Source organism: Nocardiopsis sp. NPDC058789, assembly GCF_042745575.1.
In the GTDB taxonomy this organism is placed as follows: domain Bacteria; phylum Actinomycetota; class Actinomycetes; order Streptosporangiales; family Streptosporangiaceae; genus Nocardiopsis; species Nocardiopsis eucommiae.
This window is the reverse complement of the sequence record NZ_JBHYOW010000007.1, coordinates 198471-222743: the sequence shown is the minus strand read 5'-3', so window position 1 is coordinate 222743 and position 24273 is coordinate 198471. Positions and strand designations below refer to the sequence as shown.

Annotated in this window: 16 protein-coding genes, 1 other RNA gene and 1 pseudogene; 9 read left to right on the top strand and 9 right to left on the bottom strand. The window is 72.8% G+C overall.

Annotated features, from left to right (window positions below):
* Positions 1-19: 19 nt before the first annotated feature.
* A complete protein-coding gene (locus ACFW3L_RS12505) occupies positions 20-679 on the bottom strand; it encodes a GntR family transcriptional regulator (RefSeq protein ID WP_378739473.1) in 660 nt (219 codons plus the stop codon).
* Between the two features lie 164 nt (positions 680-843).
* On the opposite strand from ACFW3L_RS12505, the gene ACFW3L_RS12500 reads away from it, so the two are divergent.
* Positions 844-1692, top strand: a complete 849-nt coding sequence (locus ACFW3L_RS12500) for an oxaloacetate decarboxylase (protein WP_378739471.1) — start codon at positions 844-846, stop codon at positions 1690-1692.
* Positions 1693-1773: 81 nt separating this feature from the next.
* On the opposite strand, the gene ACFW3L_RS12495 is transcribed toward ACFW3L_RS12500, so the two are convergent.
* Complete coding sequence (locus ACFW3L_RS12495) at positions 1774-2805, bottom strand: ferrochelatase (RefSeq protein ID WP_378739468.1); 1032 nt, start codon at positions 2803-2805, stop codon at positions 1774-1776.
* Positions 2806-2936: 131 nt separating this feature from the next.
* Here ACFW3L_RS12495 and ACFW3L_RS12490 point away from each other — a divergent pair, with 131 nt between their 5' ends.
* The gene (locus tag ACFW3L_RS12490) at positions 2937-4235 is read left to right on the top strand and encodes a D-arabinono-1,4-lactone oxidase (protein ID WP_378739466.1); all 1299 of its coding nucleotides are present in this window, start codon (positions 2937-2939) and stop codon (positions 4233-4235) included.
* Between the two features lie 116 nt (positions 4236-4351).
* Here the strand turns inward: ACFW3L_RS12490 and ACFW3L_RS12485 are convergent, their stop codons facing one another.
* Positions 4352-5494 (bottom strand): hypothetical protein, encoded by a 1143-nt coding sequence (locus ACFW3L_RS12485; RefSeq protein WP_378739464.1) that lies wholly within the window; start codon positions 5492-5494, stop codon positions 4352-4354.
* A gap of 566 nt (positions 5495-6060) precedes the next feature.
* On the opposite strand from ACFW3L_RS12485, the gene sepH reads away from it, so the two are divergent.
* Positions 6061-7497, top strand: coding sequence for a septation protein SepH (gene sepH, locus ACFW3L_RS12480; protein WP_378739461.1), 1437 nt, complete (start codon positions 6061-6063; stop codon positions 7495-7497).
* Between the two features lie 71 nt (positions 7498-7568).
* On the opposite strand, the gene ACFW3L_RS12475 is transcribed toward sepH, so the two are convergent.
* Positions 7569-9050: a PH domain-containing protein gene (locus tag ACFW3L_RS12475; RefSeq protein ID WP_378739459.1), complete on the bottom strand. Its 1482-nt coding sequence runs from the start codon at positions 9048-9050 to the stop codon at positions 7569-7571.
* Positions 9051-9847: 797 nt separating this feature from the next.
* Complete coding sequence (locus ACFW3L_RS12470) at positions 9848-10429, bottom strand: PH domain-containing protein (RefSeq protein WP_378739457.1); 582 nt, start codon at positions 10427-10429, stop codon at positions 9848-9850.
* Between the two features lie 135 nt (positions 10430-10564).
* Here ACFW3L_RS12470 and ACFW3L_RS12465 point away from each other — a divergent pair, with 135 nt between their 5' ends.
* Both ACFW3L_RS12465 and ACFW3L_RS12460 read left to right on the top strand, forming a co-directional pair.
* Positions 10565-11539 carry an ATP-binding cassette domain-containing protein gene (locus tag ACFW3L_RS12465; RefSeq protein WP_378739455.1) on the top strand — a complete coding sequence of 325 codons (975 nt, stop codon included), beginning with the start codon at positions 10565-10567 and terminating at the stop codon, positions 11537-11539.
* Positions 11536-12363: an ABC transporter permease gene (locus ACFW3L_RS12460; protein ID WP_378739453.1), complete on the top strand. Its 828-nt coding sequence runs from the start codon at positions 11536-11538 to the stop codon at positions 12361-12363. The genes ACFW3L_RS12465 and ACFW3L_RS12460 overlap by 4 nt, the downstream gene beginning before the upstream one ends.
* 38 nt (positions 12364-12401) lie before the next feature.
* Here the strand turns inward: ACFW3L_RS12460 and ACFW3L_RS12455 are convergent, their stop codons facing one another.
* Positions 12402-15683 (bottom strand): BTAD domain-containing putative transcriptional regulator, encoded by a 3282-nt coding sequence (locus ACFW3L_RS12455; protein WP_378739450.1) that lies wholly within the window; start codon positions 15681-15683, stop codon positions 12402-12404.
* Positions 15684-15950: 267 nt separating this feature from the next.
* Between ACFW3L_RS12455 and ACFW3L_RS12450 the strand changes: the two genes are divergently transcribed.
* The 3 genes from ACFW3L_RS12450 to ACFW3L_RS12440 all read left to right on the top strand — a co-directional run bounded on the left by ACFW3L_RS12450 (position 15951) and on the right by ACFW3L_RS12440 (position 21894).
* A complete protein-coding gene (locus ACFW3L_RS12450) occupies positions 15951-16544 on the top strand; it encodes a YbhB/YbcL family Raf kinase inhibitor-like protein (protein WP_378739447.1) in 594 nt (197 codons plus the stop codon).
* 360 nt (positions 16545-16904) lie between these two features.
* Positions 16905-19220 (top strand): hypothetical protein, encoded by a 2316-nt coding sequence (locus tag ACFW3L_RS12445; RefSeq protein WP_378739445.1) that lies wholly within the window; start codon positions 16905-16907, stop codon positions 19218-19220.
* A gap of 316 nt (positions 19221-19536) precedes the next feature.
* A complete protein-coding gene (locus ACFW3L_RS12440; protein ID WP_378739442.1) occupies positions 19537-21894 on the top strand; it encodes a SulP family inorganic anion transporter in 2358 nt (785 codons plus the stop codon).
* On the opposite strand, the gene ACFW3L_RS12435 is transcribed toward ACFW3L_RS12440, so the two are convergent.
* Entirely contained in the window at positions 21843-21992 is a 150-nt protein-coding gene (locus tag ACFW3L_RS12435; protein ID WP_378739439.1) for a hypothetical protein, read from the bottom strand. The two genes, ACFW3L_RS12440 and ACFW3L_RS12435, sit on opposite strands and share 52 nt — an antisense overlap.
* Before the next feature lie 298 nt (positions 21993-22290).
* On the opposite strand from ACFW3L_RS12435, the gene ACFW3L_RS12430 reads away from it, so the two are divergent.
* A complete protein-coding gene (locus ACFW3L_RS12430) occupies positions 22291-23259 on the top strand; it encodes a peptidoglycan-binding protein (RefSeq protein ID WP_378739436.1) in 969 nt (322 codons plus the stop codon).
* 67 nt (positions 23260-23326) lie between these two features.
* On the opposite strand, the gene rnpB is transcribed toward ACFW3L_RS12430, so the two are convergent.
* Together rnpB and ACFW3L_RS12420 are read right to left on the bottom strand one after the other, a co-directional pair.
* Positions 23327-23709, bottom strand: an RNA gene (gene rnpB, locus ACFW3L_RS12425) — RNase P RNA component class A.
* A 15-nt stretch (positions 23710-23724) separates the two neighbouring features.
* Positions 23725-24168, bottom strand: a pseudogene (locus ACFW3L_RS12420) (histidine phosphatase family protein); the annotation flags it as partial.
* Positions 24169-24273: the final 105 nt, after the last annotated feature.

The window sequence follows — 24273 nt, the reverse complement described above, 5'->3', positions numbered from 1 at the left end:
CCTCTGGGAGTCGGGTTCCTCAGGAGGCCGCCTCCGCTCCACCGCCCATGACGCCCAGGATGTGGCGCAGGCTGTTGTTCACGTGATCAGACGCGGCCCGCGCCGCTCCCTCTTCGTCGCCCTCGCTCACGGCCGCGCAGATCAGGGCGTGCTCGCGGGCGCTGAGCGCCATGCGGGCGGGGGTGCGGCGGGCGATCCGGCGCAGCCGCCGCAGGTGCTGGCGGACGGACGTGAGGGCGTCCGCCAGGTAGGGGTTGGCCGCGCCCTCGGAGACCTCGGCGTCCAGGCGCTCGGTCAGGGCGTAGTAGTCGGCGTCGTCGGCATCCGAGCCGTCCTCGAACCGGGAGCACCACTCCAGGAACCGCCGCTCCAGCTCGGCGAACACGGAACGCTCCTCGGCGCGTGCGCACAGCCGGACCGCGTGGGTCTCCAGCGCCTCGCGCATCTGGAAGTGGTGCACGACGTCCCGGAGGGCGATCTCGGTGACGAAGGCGCCCCGGCCCGGACTGATCCGCACCAGGCCGTCACGGGTGAGTCGGTGCAGCGCCTCACGCAGGGGTGTCCTGGACACCCCGAGGCGTTCCGCCAGACGGGTCTCGTTCAGGTGTGTGCCCGGGGGAAGCTCCCATTCCACAATCTCCTCGCGCAGCCGTCCGTACACCAGATCGCCCTGTCCCACCCCGTGCTCCTCCCGGGTCCGCGCCGGAGCTCCGGCACCGTTCGACCACGCCTCTTGACATCGTCCCCCCTGCCGGGCCAAGCTCTCACCAGATTGTATACAAGCTGTATCCAGGGTCTGCGCCGACCGGCCACGGCCCTGGACACGAGGAGAGGGGCCCGGGAATGAGGGCGACCACACGGCTGCGCGCACTGGTCGAGGGGGGCGGCACCCACGTCGCTCCGGGGGTGTTCGACGGGCTGACCGCCCGGCTGGCCGAACGGAGCGGGGCCGGGCTGGTCTACGCCAGCGGCGGCGCGATCGCCCGGGGCCACGGGGTGCCGGACATCGGCCTGCTGGGGGTGACCGAGGTCGCCGACCGCCTGGCCCAGATCACGGCGGTGACGTCGCTCCCGGTCATCGCCGACGCCGACACCGGGTTCGGCAACGCCGTGAACGCGGTCCGCACGGTGGGGCTGTTCGAGCGGGCGGGTATCGCCGGGCTGCACCTGGAGGACCAGACCTTCCCCAAGCGGTGCGGTCACCTGGACGACAAGTCGCTGGTCCCCACCGCCGAGATGGTGGGCAAGCTGCGTGCGGTGCTGGACGCACGGACCGACCCCGACCTGGTCGTGATCGCCCGCACGGACGCCATCGCCTCGGAGGGGGTGGACGCCGCGTTGGAGCGTGCGCGCGCCTACCGGGAGGCCGGAGCCGACGTCATCTTCGTCGAGGCCCCCGAGAGCGTGGAACAGATCGAGCTGATCGCCCGGGAGGTGCCCGGGCCCAAGCTCATCAACATGTTCCACGGCGGGAAGACCCCGGTGGTGCCCCGGGAGCGCCTGGCGGAGCTGGGATACCGCCTCGTCATCATCCCCTCCGATCTCCAGCGGGCGGTGATCAGGGCCTGTGAGGACGTCCTGGCGGCGATCGTCCGCGACGGTGACAGCTCGGCCGTCGCGGACTCGCTCGCGTCGTTCGCCGAGCGCGAGGAGATCGTCCGGACCACGGACTACCTCGCGCTCGGAACCTGAGCCCCGTCCCCCACCGGTGCGGGGCGCACCGGCCCGGAGGCGGTCCGGGCTACCGGCCCCCGTGGGTCGGCGCCAGGGGGGTCAGCGCTGGCGGCAGCACTGTCCGCCGCTCTCGGCACAGTGCGGCAGGGAGGCCAGCCGCCGCTCGTCGGTGCGACCGGTGTACTCGCGCACCAGCTCGGTCACCATCGACACGAACGCGGGGTGCGTGCCGGGGCTGAGCGCCCGTTCGTAACCGATTCCCAGCTTCGCGGCGGTGTCGCGGGCCTCCACGTCGAGGTCGAACTTGACCTCCATGTGGTCGGAGACGAACCCGTGCGGGACGACCACCACGGCGGGGACGCCGTCGGCGGCCAGCTCCTCCATCCGGTCGTTGACGTCCGGCTCCAGCCACGGCTGGCTCGGCGGGCCGCTCCGGCTCTGGTAGACGAGCTCGTAGGGGTAGGCGCGGTCCAGGCGTTCCACCACCAGGCGGGCCACCTCGGCCAGCTGGGCCCCGTAGGCGCCCGTCTCGCCGTAGCCCTGGTCCGGACCACCACTGGCCTCGGCCATCGCGGTGGGGATGGAGTGCGCGGAGAACAGCAGGCGCACCCCGGCGCGCTGGTCCTCGGGGAGCCGTTCCAGGCACTCCTGGGTGTACTGCGCCAGGGGCTCGACGAAACCGGGGTGGTCGTAGAACGGGCGGATCAGGTCGACCTCGGGGGCGCCCTCACCGAGCGCGGCGAGGGCGCGCTCGATGTCCTCGTGGTAGGCGGTCCGGCTGGACCAGTTGCAGTAGGCGGAGGTGGGCAGCGCCAGCACACGGCGCACACCGTCCTCCCGCATCCGCTCCAGGGTGTCGGTGAGCATCGGCTCCCAGAACCGGTTGCCCCAGTAGATCGGCAGGTCGATGCCGTTGGATTCGAAGTCGGCGGTGACCGCGGCGAGCAGGTCCCGGCACTGCTGGTTGATCGGGCTCACACCACCGAAGAGGAAGTAGTGCTCACCGACCTCCGCCAACCGTTCGCGGGGGATGTTGCGTCCGCGGGTGACGTTCTCCAGGAACGGGATGACCTCGTCCTCGCCCTCCGGGCCACCGAAGGAGATCAGCAGAAACGCGTCGTAAGGCCTCATGCACCTCATGAAACCAGCTCCCCGCGACCTCCTCGATCCGCCCCGGCCCGAGTGAGGGGACTTTCCCGCCGTCCGTGACCAGGGACACTCCTGGTCTGTTCACGGAAGTGACCGATGGGTAATGTCGCCGCATGACTGATGTGTTGTGGCACACCTGGGCCGGCACCCACCAGGCCCGCCCGCGCCGAACGGCGACCCCCGACAGCACCCAGGACGTCGTCTCCGCCGTCACCTCGGCGGCCGAGCAGGACCTGCGCGTCCGCATGGTCGGCACCGGACACTCCTTCACGGACGTGGCCATCACCGACGGCCTGCTCCTGGCCCCCACCGCACTGACCCGCGTACGGTCGATCGACGTCGAGGCCGGGACCGCCACGGTCGAGGCGGGAACGCCCCTGTGCGACTTCAACGACGCGCTGGCCTCGGCGGGTGTGGCCCTGGCCAACATGGGTGACATCGCGGTGCAGACCGTGGCCGGCGCCGTGCAGACCGGAACGCACGGCACGGGCCGCGACGCGGGCGGCCTCGCCAGCCAGGTCGTGGGGCTGGAGATGGTGCTGGCCGACGGCTCCGTGGTCGAGTGCTCGGCCGAACACGACCCCGACCTCTTCCACGCGGCCAGGGTCGGCCTCGGGGCGTTCGGTGTGGTGACGGCGCTGACCTTCGCGGTGCGTCCCGCCTTCCTCCTGCACGCCCGGGAGGCACCCATGCCCCTGGACGAGGTGCTGGAACGGCTCCCCGAACTGCGCGCGGAGAACGACCACTTCGAGTTCTTCTGGTTCCCGCACACCGGGAACACCAACACCAAGCGCAACAACGTCTCCGAAGGCCCGGCCGCACCGCTCTCCGCGTTCAAGGGCTGGCTGGACGACGCCTTCCTGTCCAACACCGTCTTCGACCGGGTCAACCGGGTGTGCCGCCGCTTCCCCTCGACGGTCCCCACGGTGAACCAGATCAGCTCGCGCGCCCTGTCCGCGCGGACCTACACCGACGTCTCGCACCGGGTGTTCGCCTCGGTGCGGGACGTGCGCTTCGTGGAGATGGAGTACGCGATCCCGGCGGAGCACCTGGTGGACGTCCTGCGGGAGGCCAGGGCGATCGTGGACCGGGGCGACCACAGGGTGAGCTTCCCGGTGGAGGTGCGCTTCGCCCCCGCCGACGACGTGTGGCTGTCCACCGCCCACGGGCGCGAGACCGCCTACGTGGCCGTGCACATGTACCAGGGGACGCCCTACGCGTCGTACTTCTCCGACATGGAGGCGGTGTTCACCTCCGTGGGCGGGCGTCCGCACTGGGGCAAGATGCACACCCGCGACCGCGCCTACCTGGAGGGCGTGTACCCGCGCCTGGGCGACGCGTTGGCGGTGCGGGACCGGGTGGATCCGCACCGGCGGTTCGGCAACGCCTACCTGGACACGGTGTTCGGGTAGCGGGCGCCGGTACGAGGAAGCCCCCGCCGGAGGACCGGCGGGGGCTTCGACGTGGTCGGGCGTTCGTCCGGCGGGCGTGACGCCGACGCGCGGAGCGAGCCTCGGGAGGCGCCCGCCTACCCGACGGGGGTCGTGGCGGGCTCCGGGGCGGGATCACCCTCGGGCTGGGGCCGCGTCCCCGGGTCGGGGGCCCCTCCGCCGCCCGGGTCCACGGGTTCTCCCCCGTCCACCGGGGGTTCGGTCGGGTCGGGCTGGCCTCCCCCGCCGGGCGTCTCCGGACCGGTCTCGACCGGGGGCGTCCCGGTCTCGGGGCCGACCGGCTGCTCCTCCGGCTCGGGCCGCTGGGTTCCGGTGCCCTCCTCGCCGGCGGGCTGGTCCCCGCCGTCGGTCGCGGGCGTCTCGACGGGCTCCTCCTCGTCCTGCACCTGTGAGGAGTGACCGCCGAACAGCGAGGGCGAGGTGGGCTCGTCCTGACCCTGGGTCCAGGCGGTGAGCGATCGTCCGGTTGCCAGCTCGAAGGCCAGGATCACCAGCATGACCAGGGTGAACACCGCGGCGGCCGAGATGACCGCGGTACGCCAGCCTCGTTTGGGGCCCTCGGAGCCGGCTTCGTCGTCCGTGTCGGCGCCGGTGGGACCGGAGGCGCGTGTGGAGCCACCGTCCACGGCGGGGAGGAGTTCGGTCGCGTCCGCCCCGGAGGGACCACCCACCAGGGTGGGGTCCTCGGGGTTGCCGAATCCGTGCGCGACGGTCTGGCCCGGCAGGTCGCGACCGACCGTCGGCATGGCCATGGTCCGGGTGGCGTCGTCGTCCTCGGGGAGGTCGAACGGTTCGGAGACCCCCGTGCCCGTGTCGAAGCCCATGCTCACGAACCCGGCCTGCTCGAACGCGGCCGTCTCGGGCGCGTTCAGGGGTTCGTCGGCGCGGGCCTCGGCCTCGGTGTCGACCAGGGAGCGCACGGAGGTGTGGTGGGCGGCCTTCCTCTCCGCCTTCCCCGCGAGTCCCTTGGCCTGCTCGCCGCTGCGGGTGATCCAGTGCTGGATGATCGGCGCGGCGCTGGTGCTCAGCACGGCCATGACGCCCGTGCCGATGACGGTCCCGTAGACGTTCAGGTAGGAGGCGGCGGTGGCCGCGGTCAGCGTCGCGACCCCGGCTCCGGCGACCTGGGCGACGCTCAGGTCGATCCGCCGTTTCCTGCCCTTCTCCTCTTCCGGACCCTCCCCTCGTGCCTCGAACTCGTCCTCGTCGGGTCTTGGCATCGTGCCCTCCCCCCTCTGTCGGCCGCGGTCGGCGCGGCGGGGCACTTGGTCGTGGGACGGGTGTGTGGCGGGGCGGACACACCCACAAACCCCAAACTTCGCAAACAGCCCATAAGTGGAAACTTCACCTTACGGGCGACTGGACGCTGATAACGCCATGAAATTGGAATGATCACTGTGTGGCATCCAACGGCGTGTCGAGTTGCGAACGACGCGTCCCGTCATGTTCGGACCGGTCCGAGATCTGAGTTTCCCCCAGGCCTGGGGGGATTCGAGGCGCCCGAGATACCATCACGGCGGAGCCTTCGTGCGGGATCCGCGACATTCCCCCACGATCGCTCCCGGTCACGGAAGGTTCACCGTGTCAAGATTGGCACCGGAAGTGACCATAAGAGCCCCGAACCCGGGGCGGCTCCCACCGTGGTGTCCACCACGGGCCGGGAGGCGGGCACAGTTCGGACATGCCGGGCGCGGTACTGGCCGAACCGTTGTCGGCCGACCAGACTTGGAGAACGTGGGGGAAGGTCCGCCGGACCGACCCTCGACGGGACGCGAAAGGGAGGGCGATGCACGAGCTTCGCCTCGTGGCCGTGAGCGAGGACGGCACCTACCTGGTGCTCGCCAGCACCGGCCGTGGCACCCGATTCATGCTGCCCGTCGACGACCGCCTCCGGGCCGCGGTACGCGGCCAGTTCTCCCGGCTCGGCCAGTACGAGATCGAAGTGGAGAATCCGTTGCGCCCCAAGGAAATCCAGGCCCGCATCCGGTCCGGCGAGACCGCGGAGGCCATCTCCGAGATCTCCGGGATCCCCATCGAACGGGTGCGCTGGTTCGAGGGACCCGTCCTCCAGGAGCGCGGGTACATCGCCCAGCAGGCCCAGCGCGCCACCGTGCGCTCCCACGGCGAGACCGGCCCCGGCCCCTCGCTGGAGGACGTGGTCGCCAAGCGGATCGGCGCCCACCAACTGGAGACCGGCGACGCCGAGTGGGACTCGTGGAAGCGGGAGGACCGCTCCTGGCAGCTGAAGCTGGTCTTCCTGCACGGTGGCGACGAGCGGGTCGCCCACTGGCTCTACGAGCCCAGACACAACAGTGTGACGCCCGCCGATGAGGAAGCCGCCCGGTTCTCCTCCAACGAACCCCCGGAGGCCGCACCGGCGCCCGGGGCCAACGTCACGCCGTTCACACCGCGCCGTGGAGAGACCACCGACCTGCCCCGCCTGGACGCACAGTCCGCCGCCGAGCGACGCCCCGACCACGTCGCCCCGCGCCGCCTGTCACCCGCGCAGGACACGCCGTTGGACGAACCCCTGCGCCCCGTGGCCCGTCAGACCGAGACCGACCAGTTCGGGGTCCCGATCCGCGAGGAGCGTCGCCGCCCGGCGCCGTCCCGGCAGGAAGCCGAGCCCCGACGCGCCTTCGAGGCCCCCGGGGACCGGTTCGCGGGCCAGCGGAACGAGATGCCGCCCGCCGCGCCCCCGCCGGAGGCCCCGCGACACGCCGCGCACCGCGCCGAACCGGCCCCGCGCCGGTACGCCGAGCCGGTCGAGCCGCCGCCCGCGCGGCCCGAGCCCCAGTGGTACGAGCAGCGCCCCGAGCCCCGGGGTCCGGTCTTCGAGGAGAGCGCCTCCGCGATCCACGAGGCTCCGACCCGCCCCGAACCGCTCAGGCACGAGGTGCCCCACGAGCACCGTCAGCGACCGGAGCCCCCCGCGGCACCGGACTGGCTGGACGCCCGGCCCGCACCGGTGCCCCAGCCCGAGCCCACGGAGGCCCCGGTCGAGGACGCGCAGCAGCGACCGCGCCGTCGCCGGGCCACCATCGACCTCAATGACAAGGGCACGCCGCGCCGCGCCGCCGACCAGGCGCCCACGGCCCCGGCGGTCCCGGCCGCCTCCACCGGAGCTCCGGCCGGTGGAGCGGCCAAGCGCAAGGGGCGGGGGCGTCGGGCCTCGGTGCCCTCGTGGGACGAGATCATGTTCGGCTCCAAGAAGAACGAGTGAGCGCACCCGGCGCGGGAGCCGGGGCACGACGGTGAGGGGCGGTCGCACGACGCGACCGCCCCTCACCGCGTTCACTGCGGTGGAGCGTTCCCGGTTCCGGGCGCCTCCTCCAGGAAGGGCCGCACCATCTCGGGGGTGATCCGCGCCGCGAAGCCCACGGAGTCGTCGAACGCGGCGTCCTGGGCGGTGTAGCCGCCCGCGCCCGCGCCCACCGTGACCTGGAGACTGGCCAGTGAGGAACGGCGCTGGAAGAGCGTCTGGGTCCAGGACCACCCGATCACCGCCGACCGCTCCACCGTCGCCTGCGAGCGGGACAGGGAGCCCGAACGCACGCTGACCCGTTCGCCGTCGTAGCCGTGCCCGAGCGAGCGGTAGCGGTCGATCCCGAGGGGTACGCCCAGCACGGCCAGGATCCCGGCACCCGCCGCCAACCAGGTGACGTCGAAGTACGCCGCCACCCCCGCCACCACCGCGAAGGGCACGACGGCGCGGGTCAGACGCCGGAACAGCGCGGCGCGGGGATGCCGGACCAGCCGCCCCCGGAACAGGGTCAGCGCCCGGTCCACCACCGGCTCCACCGTCGACCTCGGACCGACCGGGAGCAGCACGGCGCGGGTGGCCGCGTCGCCCAGTCCGGTGACGATGGCACGCAGCCCCACCACGCCGCGCGTGCGTTCGAGGGGGTTGTCCTGGAGCTCGTACCCCCGGATCCGCCGCTTCTCCAGCGTGACGCTGCGCCGGGTGAACAGGCCGCGCTCGGCGACCAGCGAGCCGTCGCGGTCCCGCAGGGAGAAGCCCCAGTGGGTGAGAGCGTAGGAGACCACCGCGAACACCGGCATCAGCAGCACCAGCACGCCCGCGAACACCGCCGCGAACACCACCAGGAGGGCGCGGTCCGTGGTGGTCACCCAGTCGATGAAGAAGTCGGTGACCATCTGGCCCGCCGCCTGCTGCACCATGCCGAACAGCGTCGCCACGACGACGAACGGCGTGACCAGGTAGCCCAGGCTGAGCGCCCCGTACAGGTACCACTTCCAGGGCATGGTGAAGTGCGTGACAGTGTCGTCGGTCCCCTGATCAGGGTCGCCCGGGCTCACTGCGCCGTCGGCGTCGCCCTCCTCCGCCGCGCTCCCCTGCTCGGTGAGCACCGCCCTGCGGTGCAGCAGGACGCGGCGCAGCCGCTCGGCCTCCACGGCGGAGACCGCGTCGAGTTTGCCGTCCTCGGTCGCGCCGGCCGAACCGGCGGCGGCCTCGATCCGGACCACGGCCACGCCCAGCACCCGGTGCAGCAGGGTGCTGGTGACGTCCACCCCCCGCACGCGTTCCAGCGGGATCGTGCGGCGGGAGCGCCGGATCAGGCCCCTGCTGATCTCGACCCGGTCCTCACCCACCTCGTAGCGGAAGGTCCGCCAGGTGACGTACCCGCCGACGAGGAGGACGACGATGCCCATGCCGGTGGCGCCGAGCAGCCAGGGGTTGAAGCCGCCGAGCACCAGTCCGACGAGGACCGGCAGGAGGAGGCTCCTGAGCTGGTTGATGGGTCCGACCACCATGCTGCGCGGGCTGAGTCGCTGTGCGCTCTCCGCCCCGAACCCCGTCGAGGGGCCGTCCCCGGGGGGCTCGCCCCACCAGGATCGGGCCGCCCCTTCGGGCCCGGGGGGCGCGGGATGCCACGGAGCACCCTGCGGGTACGGCTGGTTCCGGGGCGCGGGTGGTCCGCCGGGCCTCCAGCCTCCGCCGCCGGGACCGCCCTGCGGGGGTCCCGGTAGGCCAGCGGACGGGCCGACCGGGCCCGGTGGTCGAGCGGACGGCGGCCACGGCCCCTGGTGGCTCGGGGGTCCGGGGTGGTGTCCGGGCCAGGGGGGCGGTCCGGGGTGCCGCGCGGGTCCCGGGACGGGCCGGTGCTCCCAGGGGCCGGTGTTCGGCCCGGACCCGGGGTCGGGGTGCCCGGAAGTCCCGGTGGAGTTCTCGGACCAGGTGTGAGGAGGACCCGGAACGGGCGGAGTGCCAGGACCGGGCTGGGTACCGGGGCCAGATCCCGGGGTGGGGTACGCGGACCTGGCGGAACCGTCGGACCAGGTGTGAGGACCCGGAACGGGCGGAGTGCCAGGACCGGGCTGGGTACCGGGACCGGATCCCGGGGTGGGGTACCCGGAGGACCCGGAGCTGTTACCGGACCAGGTGTGAGGACCCGGAACGGGTGGAGTACCGGGGCCAGGGGTGGTCGGCCCGGCGGGCGTACTGCCCGGGGCGACCCAGGGCGGCGGCGCCTGCCCGGGATCCGGCGCGGAGGCGTCCGTGCCCGGCTCGTCCGGCCCGTGCTCGTCGTGACGTCCTTGCTGTTCGTCCATCAGGTCGCGTCGTCCCGGAGGGTTCCGGCGCGCACGGCCAGCTCCTCGCTGAGCCTGCGCGCCTCGTCGGCGTCCAGCCCCTCGATGGTCGAGGAACCGGCGTAGGAAGCGGTCTGCACCTGAAGGGTGGCCACGTCGAAGATCCGCTCCAGCCACCCCTGTGTGTGGTCCACGGTCTGGAGCCGGTTGACCGGAACCAGCTGCCAGGCGCGGCTGATCCACCCCTCACGGGTGTAGATGACGTCGGCGGTCACCTCCCAGCGGTGCACCCGGTACCGCCAGGACGGGACGATCGCGATCTTGGCCACCGCGTACACGGAGTACGCCACCGGCAGCGCCCAGGCGTTCCGCGAGGCCCACTCCGGGATCCAGCTCCAGGGCGCCGAGCTCGCGGCCCAGGCCACCAGGCTCAACAGGATCAGGTTGAGGACCGCGCCGAAGAGCAACCGGAGTGTCCACACTCCGATCGCCCGCCCGCTCACCCTGCGCGACGGCGGCCGCAGCCGTGCGGTCCCGGCCGGTCCGGGCGGATCGGGAAACGGTCCCGAGGCGGGAATGGCGTCGTGGGGCGGGGTGTTCATCACGTGCACGAGTCTAGGACGTCCCGCCCGGAGCAGGACGGGCGCCAATGATGTCAGGGCGGGGCGAACCATGCTGTCAGCGTTCTGTCAGTGCAGGTCGGCACACTTGGGGACAGACGTTGAAACGGAGGACCAATGACTGACGCCATCCGCGCGGAGGGTCTGGTCAAGCACTTCAAGGGCAAGACCGCCCTCGGTGGAGTGGACCTGACGGCGCGAGCGGGGGCCGTGCTGGGCGTCCTGGGACCCAACGGGTCCGGGAAGACGACGACCGTCCGCATCCTCTCCACCCTGCTCAGACCAGACGCGGGACACGCCCTCGTCGGCGGCCACGACGTGGTGCGCGAGCCGCACCAGGTCCGCCGCCAGATCGGCCTCACCGGTCAGTACGCGGCGGTCGACGCCGAGCTGACCGGCACCCAGAACCTCGTGCTCATCGCCCGCCTGCTCGGATTCGGGCGCACCGACGCCCGGGCGCGGTCCCGGGAGCTGCTGGAGCGCTTCGACCTCTCCGACGCCGCCGACCGCCCCGCCAAGACCTACTCCGGCGGGATGCGACGCCGCCTGGACCTGGCGGCGAGCCTGGTGGGCCGCCCCGCGCTGCTGTACCTGGACGAGCCGACCACCGGCCTCGACCCGCACAGCCGCAACGGACTGTGGGACGTCGTGCGCGACCTCGTGGCCGACGGCGTGACCGTGCTGCTCACCACCCAGTACCTGGAGGAGGCCGACCAGCTCGCGGACGACATCATCGTGCTGGACCACGGCGAGGTGATCAGCCGGGGCACGCCCGAGGAGCTGAAGAACCACGCGGGCAACCAGGTCCTGCAACTCCGCACCGTGGACCCGGCGCAACTGCCGCTGGCCACCCGGATCGTCGAGGCCGTCACCAGCTCGCCGGTGACCACGGACGGCCTGCTCGCCAGTGTCCCGGTCACCGACGTGGGTGTGCTGCCCGAGACGGTACGCCGCCTGGACGAGCAGGGTGTGTCCGTCGCGGAGCTCTCCCTGCGCAAGCCGAGCCTGGACGAGGTCTTCCTCGCCCTGACCGGCCACACCGCCGAAGACGAGACCGCGGGCAGGCCCGCGAACGAAGGGACCCCAGCATGAGTGCCGTGACGACCCGGCCGAGGTCGGCACAGGAGGGCGCCCCGGTGGCTCCCTCGCGCATCTCCCCTCTGACCACCGTCCAGCACGGGCTCCAGCTCACCTGGCGCAGCGTCCTGAAGATCAGGGCCAACCCCGAAGAGGTCTTCGGGCTGATGCTGCAACCGGTCATGTTCGTGACCCTGTTCGTCTTCGTCTTCGGACAGGCGATGATGGGCGACTGGCAGACCTACCGCGACTTCCTCATGCCCGGCATCATCGCGCAGTCGGTCATCTTCGCCACGATGGGCACGGGGTTCAGCCTGAGCCAGGACGTGGAGAAGGGCATCTTCGACCGGTTCCGCTCGCTGCCCATCGCGCGCTCGGCCCCGCTGATCGGCGCCATCCTGGGTGACCTGGTCCGCTACGCCATCACCGTGGTCATGGTGATGGTCGTCGGCCTGGCGATCGGCTTCCGCCCCGACGGCGGGTTCCTCGGCGTGCTGGCCGCCAGCGCCCTGGTGCTGCTGTTCGCCTTCGCCCTGTGCTGGATGTCGGCCTTCGTGGGCATGCTCGCCCGCACACCGATGGCGGTGCAGTCGTTCGCGATGATCCTGCTGTTCCCGCTGACCTTCGGCAGCTCGGCGTTCGTCGCTCCCGACGACATGCCGGGCTGGCTGGCCCCGATCGCGGCGAACAACCCGGTCACGCACGTGGTGGACGCCATGCGCGGGCTCATGCTCGGCGGTGACGCCGCCGCTCCCGTGGCCTGGACGCTGTTCTGGACCGTGGTGATCACGGCGGTCTTCTTCCCACTGGCCGTGTGGGCCTACCGCCGCCGCACCTGACCCCCACCGGGCGCCGCCCTCCGAGGCGGCGCCCGGCCTCAGTGGGCCCAGTCCCCGAGGTCGACGTCGTCCGGGACGATCGGGGCGAGCCACGCCTCCACGCGTTCCCGACCGGCGTCGCGTTCGCTGCCCTCGCCCTCCGCCAGCAGGCGCGCGAACCCCCCGGCGCCCAGACGCTCCCCGAGCAGTTCACGCACCCGGCGGGCCCGGGGCGAGGCGGTGTCGGGGACCCCGCGCAGCCGTGCCGCGTAGCCGAGCATGAACGCGGCCCACTCCGGATCCGATCCCGCCACCATGGACGCCATGGTGTCCAGGACCTCGGCGCTGATCGGCCCCAACCCGAACCGGGAGAGCCACCACGCGCGGCCCACCTCGCGCCAGGCCCGGTCCGTGTCGCCGTCGTCCCAGGCGAGGTCGGCCGCCTGCACCCGCCACGCGGGTTCGACGTAGGCCGGGGCGAACCCGCCCAGGGCGGCCAGGGCCGGTTCGGTCTCCTCCAGGAGCCGCCAGGCCTCGACCCGGCGTCCGGCGGCGCGCAGCCACTGGATGTGGGTGAGCCGGAGGGAGACCCGGTGTTCGTCCTCGGCGGGACCGCCCAGGAGCCGCTTGAGGTCCCGTTCGGCCTCCTCCACCTCTCCGAGATCGACCAGGACCTGGGTCCGCCGGGCCCGGAACGTGCTCACGACACCGTCCAGACCGCCCCTCCGCGCCAGTGCGATCCCCTCGTCGAGCAGACGACGGCACCGTTCGAGGTCCGTGTAGCGGACCACGTCCACCAGGTGCACGATGGCGTTGCACTGCCCCCACGCGTCCCCGACCTCGCGCATGGACTCCAGCGCGGTCGTGGCCCGTTCGACGGCCCGGTCGGCCTCACCGTGAACGGCGTCCAACAGCGAGAGCATCAGGTACGCCATCGCGCGGGCCCAGGGGGCCCCCTGCTCCCGGACGCTCTCCTCCAACCGGACGCGGGCCCGTCCCCCGTGATGGCGGTCGGCCATCGAGCGGTACACCAGGCACAGGACGAGAACGGGGTGGTCCTCGGCCCGCAACCCGGCCCCCGCGAGCACCTGCTCCACCCGGTCGAGGCGCTCCAGAACGGCGGCCCGTCCGAGGCCCATCTCCCCCGAGCAGTGGAAGAGGCAGCTCGCGTAGGCCACCTCGTACCCCTCGGGAGGTGCGTCACCCACCAGTTCCAGCACCTGGCCGGACCACCGGTTGGTCTGCTGCCAGTGTTCGTCCAGGGCCCAGTACCACTGGGAGTACTCCACCAGCTCCAGGGCGAGGGCGGCGTCGCGCCGCTCCACCGCCCAGTGGAAGGCGGCCACGCAGTTGTCCGCCTCCGCCGAGAGCCGGGCCAGCCAGGCCCGCTGGCCCGGCCCGCGCAGCTCGGGGTCGCCCCGGTGCCACAGGTCCCGCGCGTAGCGGGCCTGCGCGTCCCGGACGCGCTCCTCCTCACCGCTGGCGGCCAGGCGCTCGGCGGCGTAGGCCCGGACCGTCTCCAGCTGCCGGTAGCGGGCGGGGGCGTCCTCGCGTTCGGGGTCCTCCGCCACCACGAGCGACTTGTCCACCAGGGCGAAGAGCACCGTCCAGACGTCGTCACCGGCGACGGTGCCGTCCGGGGCGTCCGGGTCGGAGCCGACCGTCTCGACCGACTCCAGGGTGGCCCCGCCGGGAAGGACCGCCAGACGGCGCAGGAGGCGGCGTTCGGGTTCGTCGAGCAGTTCCCAGCTCCAGTCGACCACCGCGCGCAGGGTCCGGTGACGGGGCAGCGCCGAGCGGCTGCCGTTGGTGAGCAGGCGGAACCGGTCACGGAGACGGTCCGCGAGCTGGGCGGGCGACATCGCGCGCAGACGGGCGGCGGCCAGTTCGAGCGCGAGCGGCATGCCGTCCAGTTCACGGATGATCCGGACGACGTGGCCCACGTTGTCGGCGTTCACGGTGAATCCGGGGAGCGCCGCCCGCGCGCGCTCGGAGAACAGGGTCACTGAGGGGTAGCTCCCGGCCTCCTCCACCCCGGTTCCCTCGGGCGGAGGTTCCAGGGAGGGCACCGGCAGCAGCGTCTCGCCCCCGACGCCCAGGGGCTCGCGGGAGGTCACGAGCACCCGCAGGTCCGGGCAGCGGGACAACAGGGTCTCGACCAGCGCGGCGGCGTCGGCCACCACGTGCTCGCAGTTGTCCAGCACGACCAGCCCGGCGCGCTCGCCCAGGAAGGAGACGACCCGTTCGAGCGGGGACTGCGGCAGGACGGCGGCACGCGCCTGGAAGACGGCCTGCCCCCGCAGGTCCAGGGCACTGGCGACGGCGTCGGGCAGGTCCGCGCCCCGCCGCACGGGGGCGAGGCCGACGAACCACACTCCGCCGGACGCGAGATCGGGTGCCCGCTCGACCAGGGTCGCGGCGGCCTCGACGGCCAGTCGGGTCTTGCCCGAACCACCCGGGCCGGTGAGGGTGACCAACCGGGCGGCGGAGAGCCGCTCCACGGCGGCACCCACCTCCGTCTCACGGGGAACGAAGCTGGTCAGGGGGCGGGGCAGGCGAACGACGGCGGGTGACCGGGCCTCCTCCGGCACGGGACCGCCGGGGACGAGTTCGCCGCGCAGCAACCGGAGGTGGACCCGCCGGAGGTGTTCGGAGGGGTCCAGGCCCAGCTCGTCCGCGAGCCGTTCCCTGAAGACGTCGTAGGCGGCGAGGGCGTCCGCGGTCCGCCCGTTGCCCGCCAACGCGCGCATGAGGAGTTCGACGGGGCGCTCGCGCTGCGGTTCCCGGGAGACCAGCGCCTCCGCCTCGGGCAGGGTCTCCACGAAGCGGCCGAGGTCGAGCCGGGCGCTGAGATGGTCCTCGCGGGCGGTGCGGCGCGCCTCGGCCAGGCGCAGCGCGACGTCCTCGCCCACGCCGTGCGCGGTGAGGTCGGGCACGGCCGGTCCGCGCCACAGAGCCAGGGCCGCCGACAGGGCGCGCTCGGCCTCACCCGGCTGACCGGCCAGGAGCCGTTCCCGCCCGAGCCCGGCCAGTTCCTCGAACTCGTACAGGTCCACCTGGCCGGGGGCGACCTCCAGCCGGTAACCGGTGGCGTCGCCGTGGAGGCGGACGTCACCGCCCAGGGCACGGCGCAGGCGGGAGGCGAGGGCCTGGAGCGCGTTGCCCGTGGCGGCGGGAGCGTCGTCTCCCCAGATCGCGTCGGTGAGCCGCGCGGTGGACACCTGCTGGTCGGGATGGAGCAGGAGGAGTGTCAGGAGGGCGCGCAGGCGGGCGCCGCCGATGGTGAGGGGCTCTCCGGAGGTGTCGAGCACCTGGAGGGGCCCCAGAATGGAGAACCGCACCGCACCATCATCACCGATCCCGGGGACGTCCGGGCGTCACCGGCGCTACGGGAGACCGCTGACGGGGCCCCGCGACGCGGGTCGGTGAACGGTGCGGAATGCGGTGGTCGCGGCCGATCACAGTAGGGTTCGGACAGGACCGTGTCGCGCCAACCGTCCAGGTGCCCGTGCGCACGGATCCTCCGTGACCGGCCCGGGTTCCTCCCGCGCCAGGTCCGACGTACCGCGAGTCTCGCCTTATGGCCCGAAAGTCCAGCTGGAGCCCCATTGTTCCCGGTCTTGCCTTCCCTCCGGACCACCGCAGCGCACGGTGTGCCCCGATCGTCCCCCGGCGCCCGCGCGGGTGCCGTGGCGGTGGGCGCGGCCCTGCTCGCGTCCACCGGTTGCGGGGTCCCCTCGGAGCTCCGCGGTGAGATGCCGACCGACATCAACGTGACCAGTCCGATGATGCAGGAGGGCCAGCCGCTTCCCGCCGCGTACTCCTGTGAGGCCGACGGGGAACCGGTGTCGCCGCCGCTGAGCTGGTCGGGGCTGCCCGACGACGTGGGCTCGATCGCGCTGGTGGTGGACGACCCGAGCGAGGCCGTCGTGTTCTGGATGGTCTACGACCTGGACCCGCAGCTGGTCGAGCTGCGCCAGAACACGGTTCCGGGAGACGCGAGGCAGGGGCAGAACTCCGCGGGGGAGTCCTCCTACGGAGCTCCGTGCCCCGAGGAGGGTGACGTCCACGAGTTCCGCTTCACCGTGTACGCGCTGGAGGGGAACCTGGACCTGCCCGAGGGCGCGTCGATCGACCTGACCCTGGAGGGCATCGCGGAACAGGCCGTGGCCCGGGGGACACTGATCACCAGCAGCGAGTGAAATAGGTCATAATAGGCAACTCCCTGCGCCCGGAAGCCGGACGGACCCGCGCGACCGACGACACGGGGAACAACTGAGGAAGCACCCGTCGCCCTCTGCACACAGCGCGCGACAGCGCATACAGTGGGTCCGTGCCCCTCACCCCATTTCAGTTGACCGATTCCCGTTCACCCGCCCCGCGGCACCCTGACCCGAGACCGCGTCGGATCACCGGCGGTCGCGCCCTGCCAGCCACTCGGTCCCGGCACGCCGGGCCCACGCGGAACCGGGCCGCCGCCTTCCCACCTCGACCGGTACTCGTCAGGCCGGTCCCAGGCGCTCCCCGGGCGCGGCCGACCTCCCCAAGGTAGTGCGTACACCATGACCGTCACCGTCATCATCATCACCGCCGTCATCGTCGTGCTCGCCGTGCTCGTGCTCCTCCTCCTGGGGATGCGCGCGCTCAGCATCGGCTCGCGTGAGGACGACTACGACGACGAGTACGAGTACGACGACGTCGAGGACACCGACCGCGACGACCGGCGCGACCGGCGGGAGCGGGACGGGGCCCCCGAGGACGAGGAGGCCGCCCCGAGGGGCCGGGCCCGCAGAGCGCGCCAGGACTCCGGTGGCAGGGCGGAGCGGCGTCCCAAGGGTCGCCGCCAACGCGGAGTGGACTGGGAGGACGACTCCGACGGGCTCTCCGACAACGACTTCTGGTCCAGTCTGAGCGACGACGAGGGGGCACCGTCCCGCTCCGGTGGGCACGGGGGCTCCACCGGACGCGGTGACGACGACGGTTACGTCGACGACTACGACGACGACGAGTTCGACGACCACGGGGTGCCCGACCGGCAGGACACCGTGATCCAGGCCCCGGTCGGCCGGGTCGACGCCCTCCCGGCAGCCCCCGCGGAGCGCGGGCCCACCGGCCCCTCGGACCTCGCGATGCTGGCGAGCCTGGGGCAGGGCACCACGCCCCCCGAGCCGGCCCCACGCCACCAGGAGCAGCGCCCGCCGGAACAGACTCCCGCACAGGGCCTGGCCGCACTGCCGCCGACCCAGGGGCTGCCGCCCACACAGGGACTTCCGCCCGCGCAGGGGCTCCCGCCCGCCCGGGCCACGGGGACGCCCTCCTCGCTGGACGACGACCCTCTCGGCGCGGGTTCCTGGACCCCGCGTCCCCCCTCGACCGGTGACCCCTTCGAGGGACGTGAGCTCCGACCCGCCGAGCGACAGGACCCGGTCTCCCCGGACCCGCTGGGCGGCCCCCTGGGCGGTGGACCCGGTGGCTCCCTCGGGGGCGGACCGCTCGGGGGAGGCGGCCAGGCGGGCGGACCGCTGGGCGGCGGCTCCCACGGCGGATCGCTGGGCGGAGACCCGCTCGGCGGTGGGCCCCTGGGCAGCGGGCTCGACAACGGTGCGCGTTCGTCCTACGACAGTGGGGCGATGAACCGCTCGGACTACCCGCCCCTGGGCGCCACGGGCTCCGGCGGCGGTGGGACTCTCCCCGCCTCCTCCGACCCCTTGGACCCCGGGTTCCGGCCGCACTCCTCCGGCGGTGACGACCTGAGCTCACCGATCTGGTCGAGCATGGACACCGGCGCCCATCAGCGCCCCGACCTGTCCTCGCTGGGCGGGTTCGGCGGCGGCCACGGCGGCCCGAGCGGCAGCCACGCGGCCCCCGGTCCGGGCGCCCAGCCCGCACCGGGGCAGCCGATGGGCGGGCCCACCGTGCCCGGGCACCAGTTCCCCGGTTCCTCCGATCCCCTGACCGGCGGGTACGCGACGGGTGCGTTCACGTCCGGTGCCTCCTACGACGGCGGGTCCTACGACAGCGGGGCCTTCTCGCGTTCGGAGTACGACACCGGCACGCACCAGCGCAGCCCCTACGACACCGGCGCCCACACCCGCGACTACACGACCGGCACGCCCCACCACGGCGGACCCAGCGGAACCGAATACGACACCGGAACCCACCACCGCCCCGCCTACGACACCGACTCCTTCACCCGCTCGGAATACGACACCGGCACGCACCAGCGCAGCCCCTACGACACCGGCGCCCACACCCGCGACTACACGTCCAGCACGCCCCACCACGGCGGACCCGGCGGTCAGAACGGTCCGGGGCGGAACCTGCCCGGCGGTCCCGGAGGCAACGCTCCGCTCTGGGGCGGGCAGGACGACACGGGCGGCTTCGGCCAGGCGAGCCAGCCGACGGTCCCGGGCGGCCAGCCGGGGCAACCCTCGCCGTTCGGCCAGGGTCCCGCCGTTCCTCCGGGTCCGGGCAGCCCGGTCGGCGGTCCGGGCGTCCCCGGGTACCCCGGTGCCGGCTACGCGACCGGCGCCTACTCGGCGGACCAGCTCCGCGGTGAGCTCCCGACCACCTTCCCGGGCCACACCCAGCAGAGCGACCCCTACGGCCAGCAGCCCCACCCGGGCGGTCAGGGCGGATTCGGCGGACCGGGTGAGCACGCCGACCCCCTCAGGGGCGGATACGTCCCGCAGCGCCCCGAGCCCGACTACGGGTACCCCCCCGTGGAGGGCTGGCAGCCGCCGCACCCGGAGGTCGGGGACGGCCAGGGAGGGCCCGGCCAGCAGCAGGGCCCGGGGCCCTACGGGCAGGCGCCCTACGGTCGCCCCGCCCCTGGCGAGCACTACGAGGGCGGCTACGAGGACGGCCGTTTCCGCTAGGTCACGGACCTCCGCGCGCGCGGCGCGCCATCATCACCACTTCACATCACCGAGGTGGCGGGGAACCCCCGCCACCTCGGTTTTTCTCTGTCCTGGTTTGTCCGCCCGAACATGTGAAGTCTGGAAAAAGGTCACCGGGAGCACAACAGCCCGTAACACAGAGTCATCCTGGTTGACTACAATTAGTTAATGACGATGCACCCTTCGCGGTCTCATCGTCGTCACGCGTTCAGCCACGTGCCCCCCGTTGCGGACTCTGCCGTCCCCGTGCGCCTACGCATACGCCTTTGCCTGGTCCAACCCGAACGGAGTAACCATGCGCAACGACGCCCAGGGAGCACCACCCGGCCGACAGGAGACCACCTCCGAACGGCCCGGGACCCACACGGATCGCAAGGGGGTCGCCGCCGACGTCGGCGCCTCCCTCGTGGTCTTCCTGGTCGCCGTCCCCCTGTCCCTGGGGATCGCCGTCGCCTCCGGCGCGCCCCTGATCGCCGGAATCATCGCCGCCGTCGTCGGCGGCATCGTCGCCGGCCTCGTCGGCGGTTCGGTGGTGCAGGTCAGCGGCCCGGCCGCAGGACTGACCATCATCGTCGCCGATCTGATCATGACCTACGGCTGGCGGGTCACCTGCCTGATCACCCTGCTGGCCGGGCTGGTCCAGCTCGCCCTCGGGGCGTTCCGCATCGCGCGGGCCGCCCTCGCCGTCTCCCCCGCCGTCGTGCACGGCATGCTCGCGGGGGTCGGCGTCACCATCGCCCTGGCCCAGCTGCACGTGGTCCTCGGCGGGGCCCCGCAGAGCTCGGCCCTGGCCAACATCGCGGACCTGCCGCACCAGATCGCGAACAACCACACCGCCGCCGTCGCGGTCGGCGTCATCACCATCGCGATCATGTTCGGCTGGAACCGGCTCCCGGCCATCGGCAAGGTACGGCCGGGGATGATCCCCGCCGCGCTGGTCGCGGTGGGTACCGCCACCGTCATCGCCACCCTGGGGCGCTGGGAGGTGGAGACCGTGGCCCTGCCCGGTTCCCTGGCCGACGCCTGGAACGGACCCATGCTGCCCGAGTCCGGCCAGTGGCACGGGATCGCCCTGGCCGTGGCGGCCGTCGCCATGGTCGCCAGCGTGGAGTCGCTGCTGGCCGCGATCGCGGTGGACCGCCTCCACAGCGGACGCCGGGTCCAGCTCAACCGTGAGCTCTGCGGTCAGGGAGCGGCCAACACCGTCAGCGGCGCCCTGGGCGGCCTGCCCATCGCCGGTGTCATCGTGCGCAGCACCGCGAACGTGCGCGCCGGGGCCCGCTCGCCGCTCTCCACGATCCTGCACGGCGTGTGGATCCTGTTGTTCGTCGCGTTCTTCGCGCACGTGGTCGAGCTCATCCCGATGGCGGCCCTGGCCGCGCTGCTCGTCTTCATCGGCGTGCAGATGGTGTCCCTGGCCCACCTGCGCGACCTGCGCAAGCACCACGAGGCCAGCGTCTACCTGGTGACCCTGCTCAGTGTGGTGTTCATCGGACTGCTGGAGGGGGTGTTCATCGGCTTCGCGCTGGCGATGATCGTGTCGCTGCGCCGCCTGACCAAGCTCACCGTGGTCACCGAGGAGCGCGCCGGGCGGGTGCACGTGACCGTGCACGGGTCCCTCACCTTCCTGGGCGTGCCCCGGCTGGCGCACGTGCTGCGGACCATCCCCGCGGGGTCCAGCGTCGACCTGGACCTGCACGTGGACTTCATGGACCACGCGGCCTTCGAGGCCATCCACGCCTGGCGGGTGGACCACGAGCGCACCGGTGGCAGCGTCGACATCGACGAGGTCCACGAGAACTGGTACGCGCGCAGCTCCGCGAGGTCGGCTCCGGCGGCCAAGACCATTCCCAAGGGCCGCTGGTGGGCCCCGTGGGACATGCGCCGTGAGTCCGGTGCGGTCCCCGCGGTGAACCCGCTGGGCCTGCTCACCGCGGGGGCCCGCGAGTACCACGCCAGCACGGCGGACCGGATGCGATCGGTGATGAGCCGTCTCTCGCACCGCCACAACCCGACCGCACTGTTCGTCACCTGCGCGGACTCACGGGTCGTGCCGAACCTCATCACCGCCAGCGGCCCGGGCGACCTGTTCACCCTGCGCAACGTGGGGAACCTGGTGCCACCGCACGGGAGCTCCGACGGGTCGGCCGGTGCGGCGGTGGAATACGCGGTCAACGTCCTGCGGGTGCCCTCGATCGTGGTGTGCGGACACTCCCACTGCGGAGCGATGCGGGCCCTGGCCGAGGGGGCGCACCAGGGGCCGGTCGAGGAGGAGAGCACCCACATCCGCCGGTGGCTGGCCAACGGGGAGGGGAGTCTGCGCCGTGCCGGGGCGGACCACGGTGAACTGGCGGGGCTGCCCGCCTCGGAGGCGCTGCGGCGTCTGGCCCAGGCCAACGTGGTCGAGCAACTCGGCAACCTGATGGGGTACCCGGTCGTGCGGGAGCGCGTGGAGTCGGGGGAGCTCACGCTGTCCGGGATGTACTACGACCTGGAGACCGCCAAGGTGCACCTGCTGGACGCCGAGACCGGGGAGTTCTCCCCCGTTCAGGGCGTCCAGGACGTGCCCGAGCCCGTGCCGCACCCTCGCCCGGAGGTGGTTCAGCCGTCGGACGGGTCGTCGTCGGGCGCGTCGTCCCGTCCGTCCTGCTGAACACCTGAGGCCTGGTACGTGGCGAGCAGGATGATCGCCACGATCGCCAGGATCGGCAGGGCGAAGAGCAGCACCCAGAAGGCGGTGGAGTCGAACAAGAGTCACCCATTCCCGTGAACGCGGATGCCCGTCGGGCCGTCGACCCCGGTCGGCCCACGGGCGTTCGCGCTCCGGAGCTCCCGGGGTACGGAGCGCACGGGCCAATCTACCGTCCCACAGGGCGATCCGACCATCACCATGACGATTCAGGAATGTGTCCCCGAAGCCTTCCCGCCCGGCCGAAAGCACCTCGAACCCCCCTGTACGAATCGGAGCGGGCGTCCTACTCTCCAGGGGACCGAAGGAAACCATCCAATCGAGCCCCCTTCTTCGGCGTTTTCCTTCACAGGAGACAAGATGTGCGAGTCCTGCACGGCGCCCGTCTCTGACCCCCGCGCCTGTGAACCCTCCTCCCCCTGGTCGCGCCGCCTGCTGTTCGGCGCCGGACTGGGAGCGGCCGTGGCCCTGACCGGTCTGGGCGGCACCACCGCGCACGCCGCGTCCGCGATGAACGCCTCCTGGTGCAACCCGGCCCTGGGCTACTTCCCTTCGGGCGGGCACTTCGGTGCGCCCCGGGGCGGCAGCACCCACGCCGGTCAGGACGTCACCAACAGCACCGGCACCGCCGTGTACGCGGCGGCCGCCGGAACCGTGGTCGGCCGCTCCTGGGGAGGCGGTCTCACCGGCCGGACCGGCGAGGCCATCGTCATCTCCCACGGCAACAACGTGTACACCTACTACGGTCACCTGAGCGCCTACCGGGTCGCCCTCAACGCCCGGGTCAGCGCGGGCCAGCGCATCGCCGACATGGGGGCCACCGGCAACGTGACCGGCCCCCACCTGCACTTCGAGACCCACACGGGACGTCTCGGGGGCATCACCAACCCGGTGCCGTTCATGCGGTCCCGCGGGGTGGACCTGGGCGGTGGCTGGCCGAGTGTCGACCCCGAGGCCAGAGGGGTGACGGTCTCCGTCATCCAGCACCTGATGACCCAGCGCGGCACCTCACTCGTGACCGACGGGTACTACGGCCCGACGTCGGTCAACGCGGTGAAGGCGTTCCAACGGTCCAAGGGGCTGGTCGCGGACGGTCAGGTCGGCCCGAAGACCTGGCCCCACCTGGTGTACGAGCTCAGGCAGGGGGTCCGCGACGGCTCGCACGTGCGCGGGCTCCAGACCGCGATGAACAAGCGCAGCGCGGGCCTGGCGGTCGACGGCAACTTCGGCCCGGTCATGAACACGGCGGTCCGGGAGTTCCAGCGCGTCAACCGGCTGGTCGTGGACGGCGAGGCCGGTCCCCTCACCTGGCGGGCCCTGGTGGGCTGAGCACGCCGCTCGGCCCCGGCCCGGACCCGGGGCCGAGCACCCCACGGTCGATCCGGAGAGAAGAAGGAGAGGGAGTCGGCCGGTAAGCCGGATTCTGTCGGTCCTGGGACCGGACGGTCATCCATCTGGGGCCGCCGTTGCCGACGACCTCGGTGCGGTCTACCCGCGAACTCGGGCGGGCCGCCCTCGAACATCCGCGCGGGAACCCGAAGGTTCCCTTTTTGACCTTGCTCCGGGTGGGGTTTACCTAGCCAGCCGGATCGCTCCGGCCGCTGGTGGTCTCTTACACCACCGTTTCACCCTTACCACCGCGAGCGGTGGCGGTCTGTTTTCTGTGGCACTGTCCCGCGGGTCACCCCGGGTCGGCGTTACCGACCACCCTGCCCTGTGGAGTCCGGACTTTCCTCGAACCCGCGCCGGGCGCGGGTCCGCGACCGTCTGGCCGACTCCCCCTCTGAGCCCAGTCTAGCGGCCCCGGGAGGGTCCGGATCCCTGCTGCTCCAGGTGTGCGGTGTCGTTGAGCGAACGCACCACCTGGGGTCCGTCCGCGTAGCAGTCCACCTCGGTCAGGCAGGCGGTGTCCAGGTGCATCCGGTACAGCGCGGTGATCGGCGCGAGCATCGCCTGCTGGACGACGACCTTGATCGGGGTGACGTGGGTGACCACCAGGACCCGGCGGCCCCGGTGGCGTTCCAGCAGGGCGTCCCGGGCCGCACCCACGCGACGCGCCACCTCGGCGAAGCTCTCCCCGCCGGGCGGACCGGCCTCCGGGTCCGCCAGCCACCGCGCCACCCCCTCGGGATCGCGCTGGTGCGCCTCCGCGAAGGTCAGCCCCTCCCAGGCGCCGAAGTCGGTCTCCACGAACCCCTCGTCGGTCTCCACCGGGAGGCCGAGGAGCTCCGCCGCGGGGCCCGGCGGGCCCCCGGCCCGCGCCCCCCGGGGGGGGGCCCCCCCCGACGTGCCCCCCCCCGGCAGGCCCCCCGCCGCCGGCCCCCCCCGACACGGGCCCCCCAC

What these genes read in the sequence shown, in the direction of transcription:
- ACFW3L_RS12500 (WP_378739471.1), top strand. Translation starts at nt 844, where the DNA reads ATGAGGGCGACCACACGGCTGCGCGCACTGGTCGAGGGGGGCGGCACC.
- ACFW3L_RS12495 (WP_378739468.1), bottom strand. Translation starts at nt 2,805, where the DNA reads ATGAGGCCTTACGACGCGTTTCTGCTGATCTCCTTCGGTGGCCCGGAG.
- ACFW3L_RS12490 (WP_378739466.1), top strand. Translation starts at nt 2,937, where the DNA reads ATGACTGATGTGTTGTGGCACACCTGGGCCGGCACCCACCAGGCCCGC.
- ACFW3L_RS12485 (WP_378739464.1), bottom strand. Translation starts at nt 5,494, where the DNA reads ATGCCAAGACCCGACGAGGACGAGTTCGAGGCACGAGGGGAGGGTCCG.
- sepH (WP_378739461.1), top strand. Translation starts at nt 6,061, where the DNA reads ATGCACGAGCTTCGCCTCGTGGCCGTGAGCGAGGACGGCACCTACCTG.
- ACFW3L_RS12475 (WP_378739459.1), bottom strand. Translation starts at nt 9,050, where the DNA reads ATGGTGGTCGGACCCATCAACCAGCTCAGGAGCCTCCTCCTGCCGGTC.
- ACFW3L_RS12470 (WP_378739457.1), bottom strand. Translation starts at nt 10,429, where the DNA reads ATGAACACCCCGCCCCACGACGCCATTCCCGCCTCGGGACCGTTTCCC.
- ACFW3L_RS12465 (WP_378739455.1), top strand. Translation starts at nt 10,565, where the DNA reads ATGACTGACGCCATCCGCGCGGAGGGTCTGGTCAAGCACTTCAAGGGC.
- ACFW3L_RS12460 (WP_378739453.1), top strand. Translation starts at nt 11,536, where the DNA reads ATGAGTGCCGTGACGACCCGGCCGAGGTCGGCACAGGAGGGCGCCCCG.
- ACFW3L_RS12445 (WP_378739445.1), top strand. Translation starts at nt 16,905, where the DNA reads ATGACCGTCACCGTCATCATCATCACCGCCGTCATCGTCGTGCTCGCC.
- ACFW3L_RS12440 (WP_378739442.1), top strand. Translation starts at nt 19,537, where the DNA reads ATGCGCAACGACGCCCAGGGAGCACCACCCGGCCGACAGGAGACCACC.
- ACFW3L_RS12430 (WP_378739436.1), top strand. Translation starts at nt 22,291, where the DNA reads ATGTGCGAGTCCTGCACGGCGCCCGTCTCTGACCCCCGCGCCTGTGAA.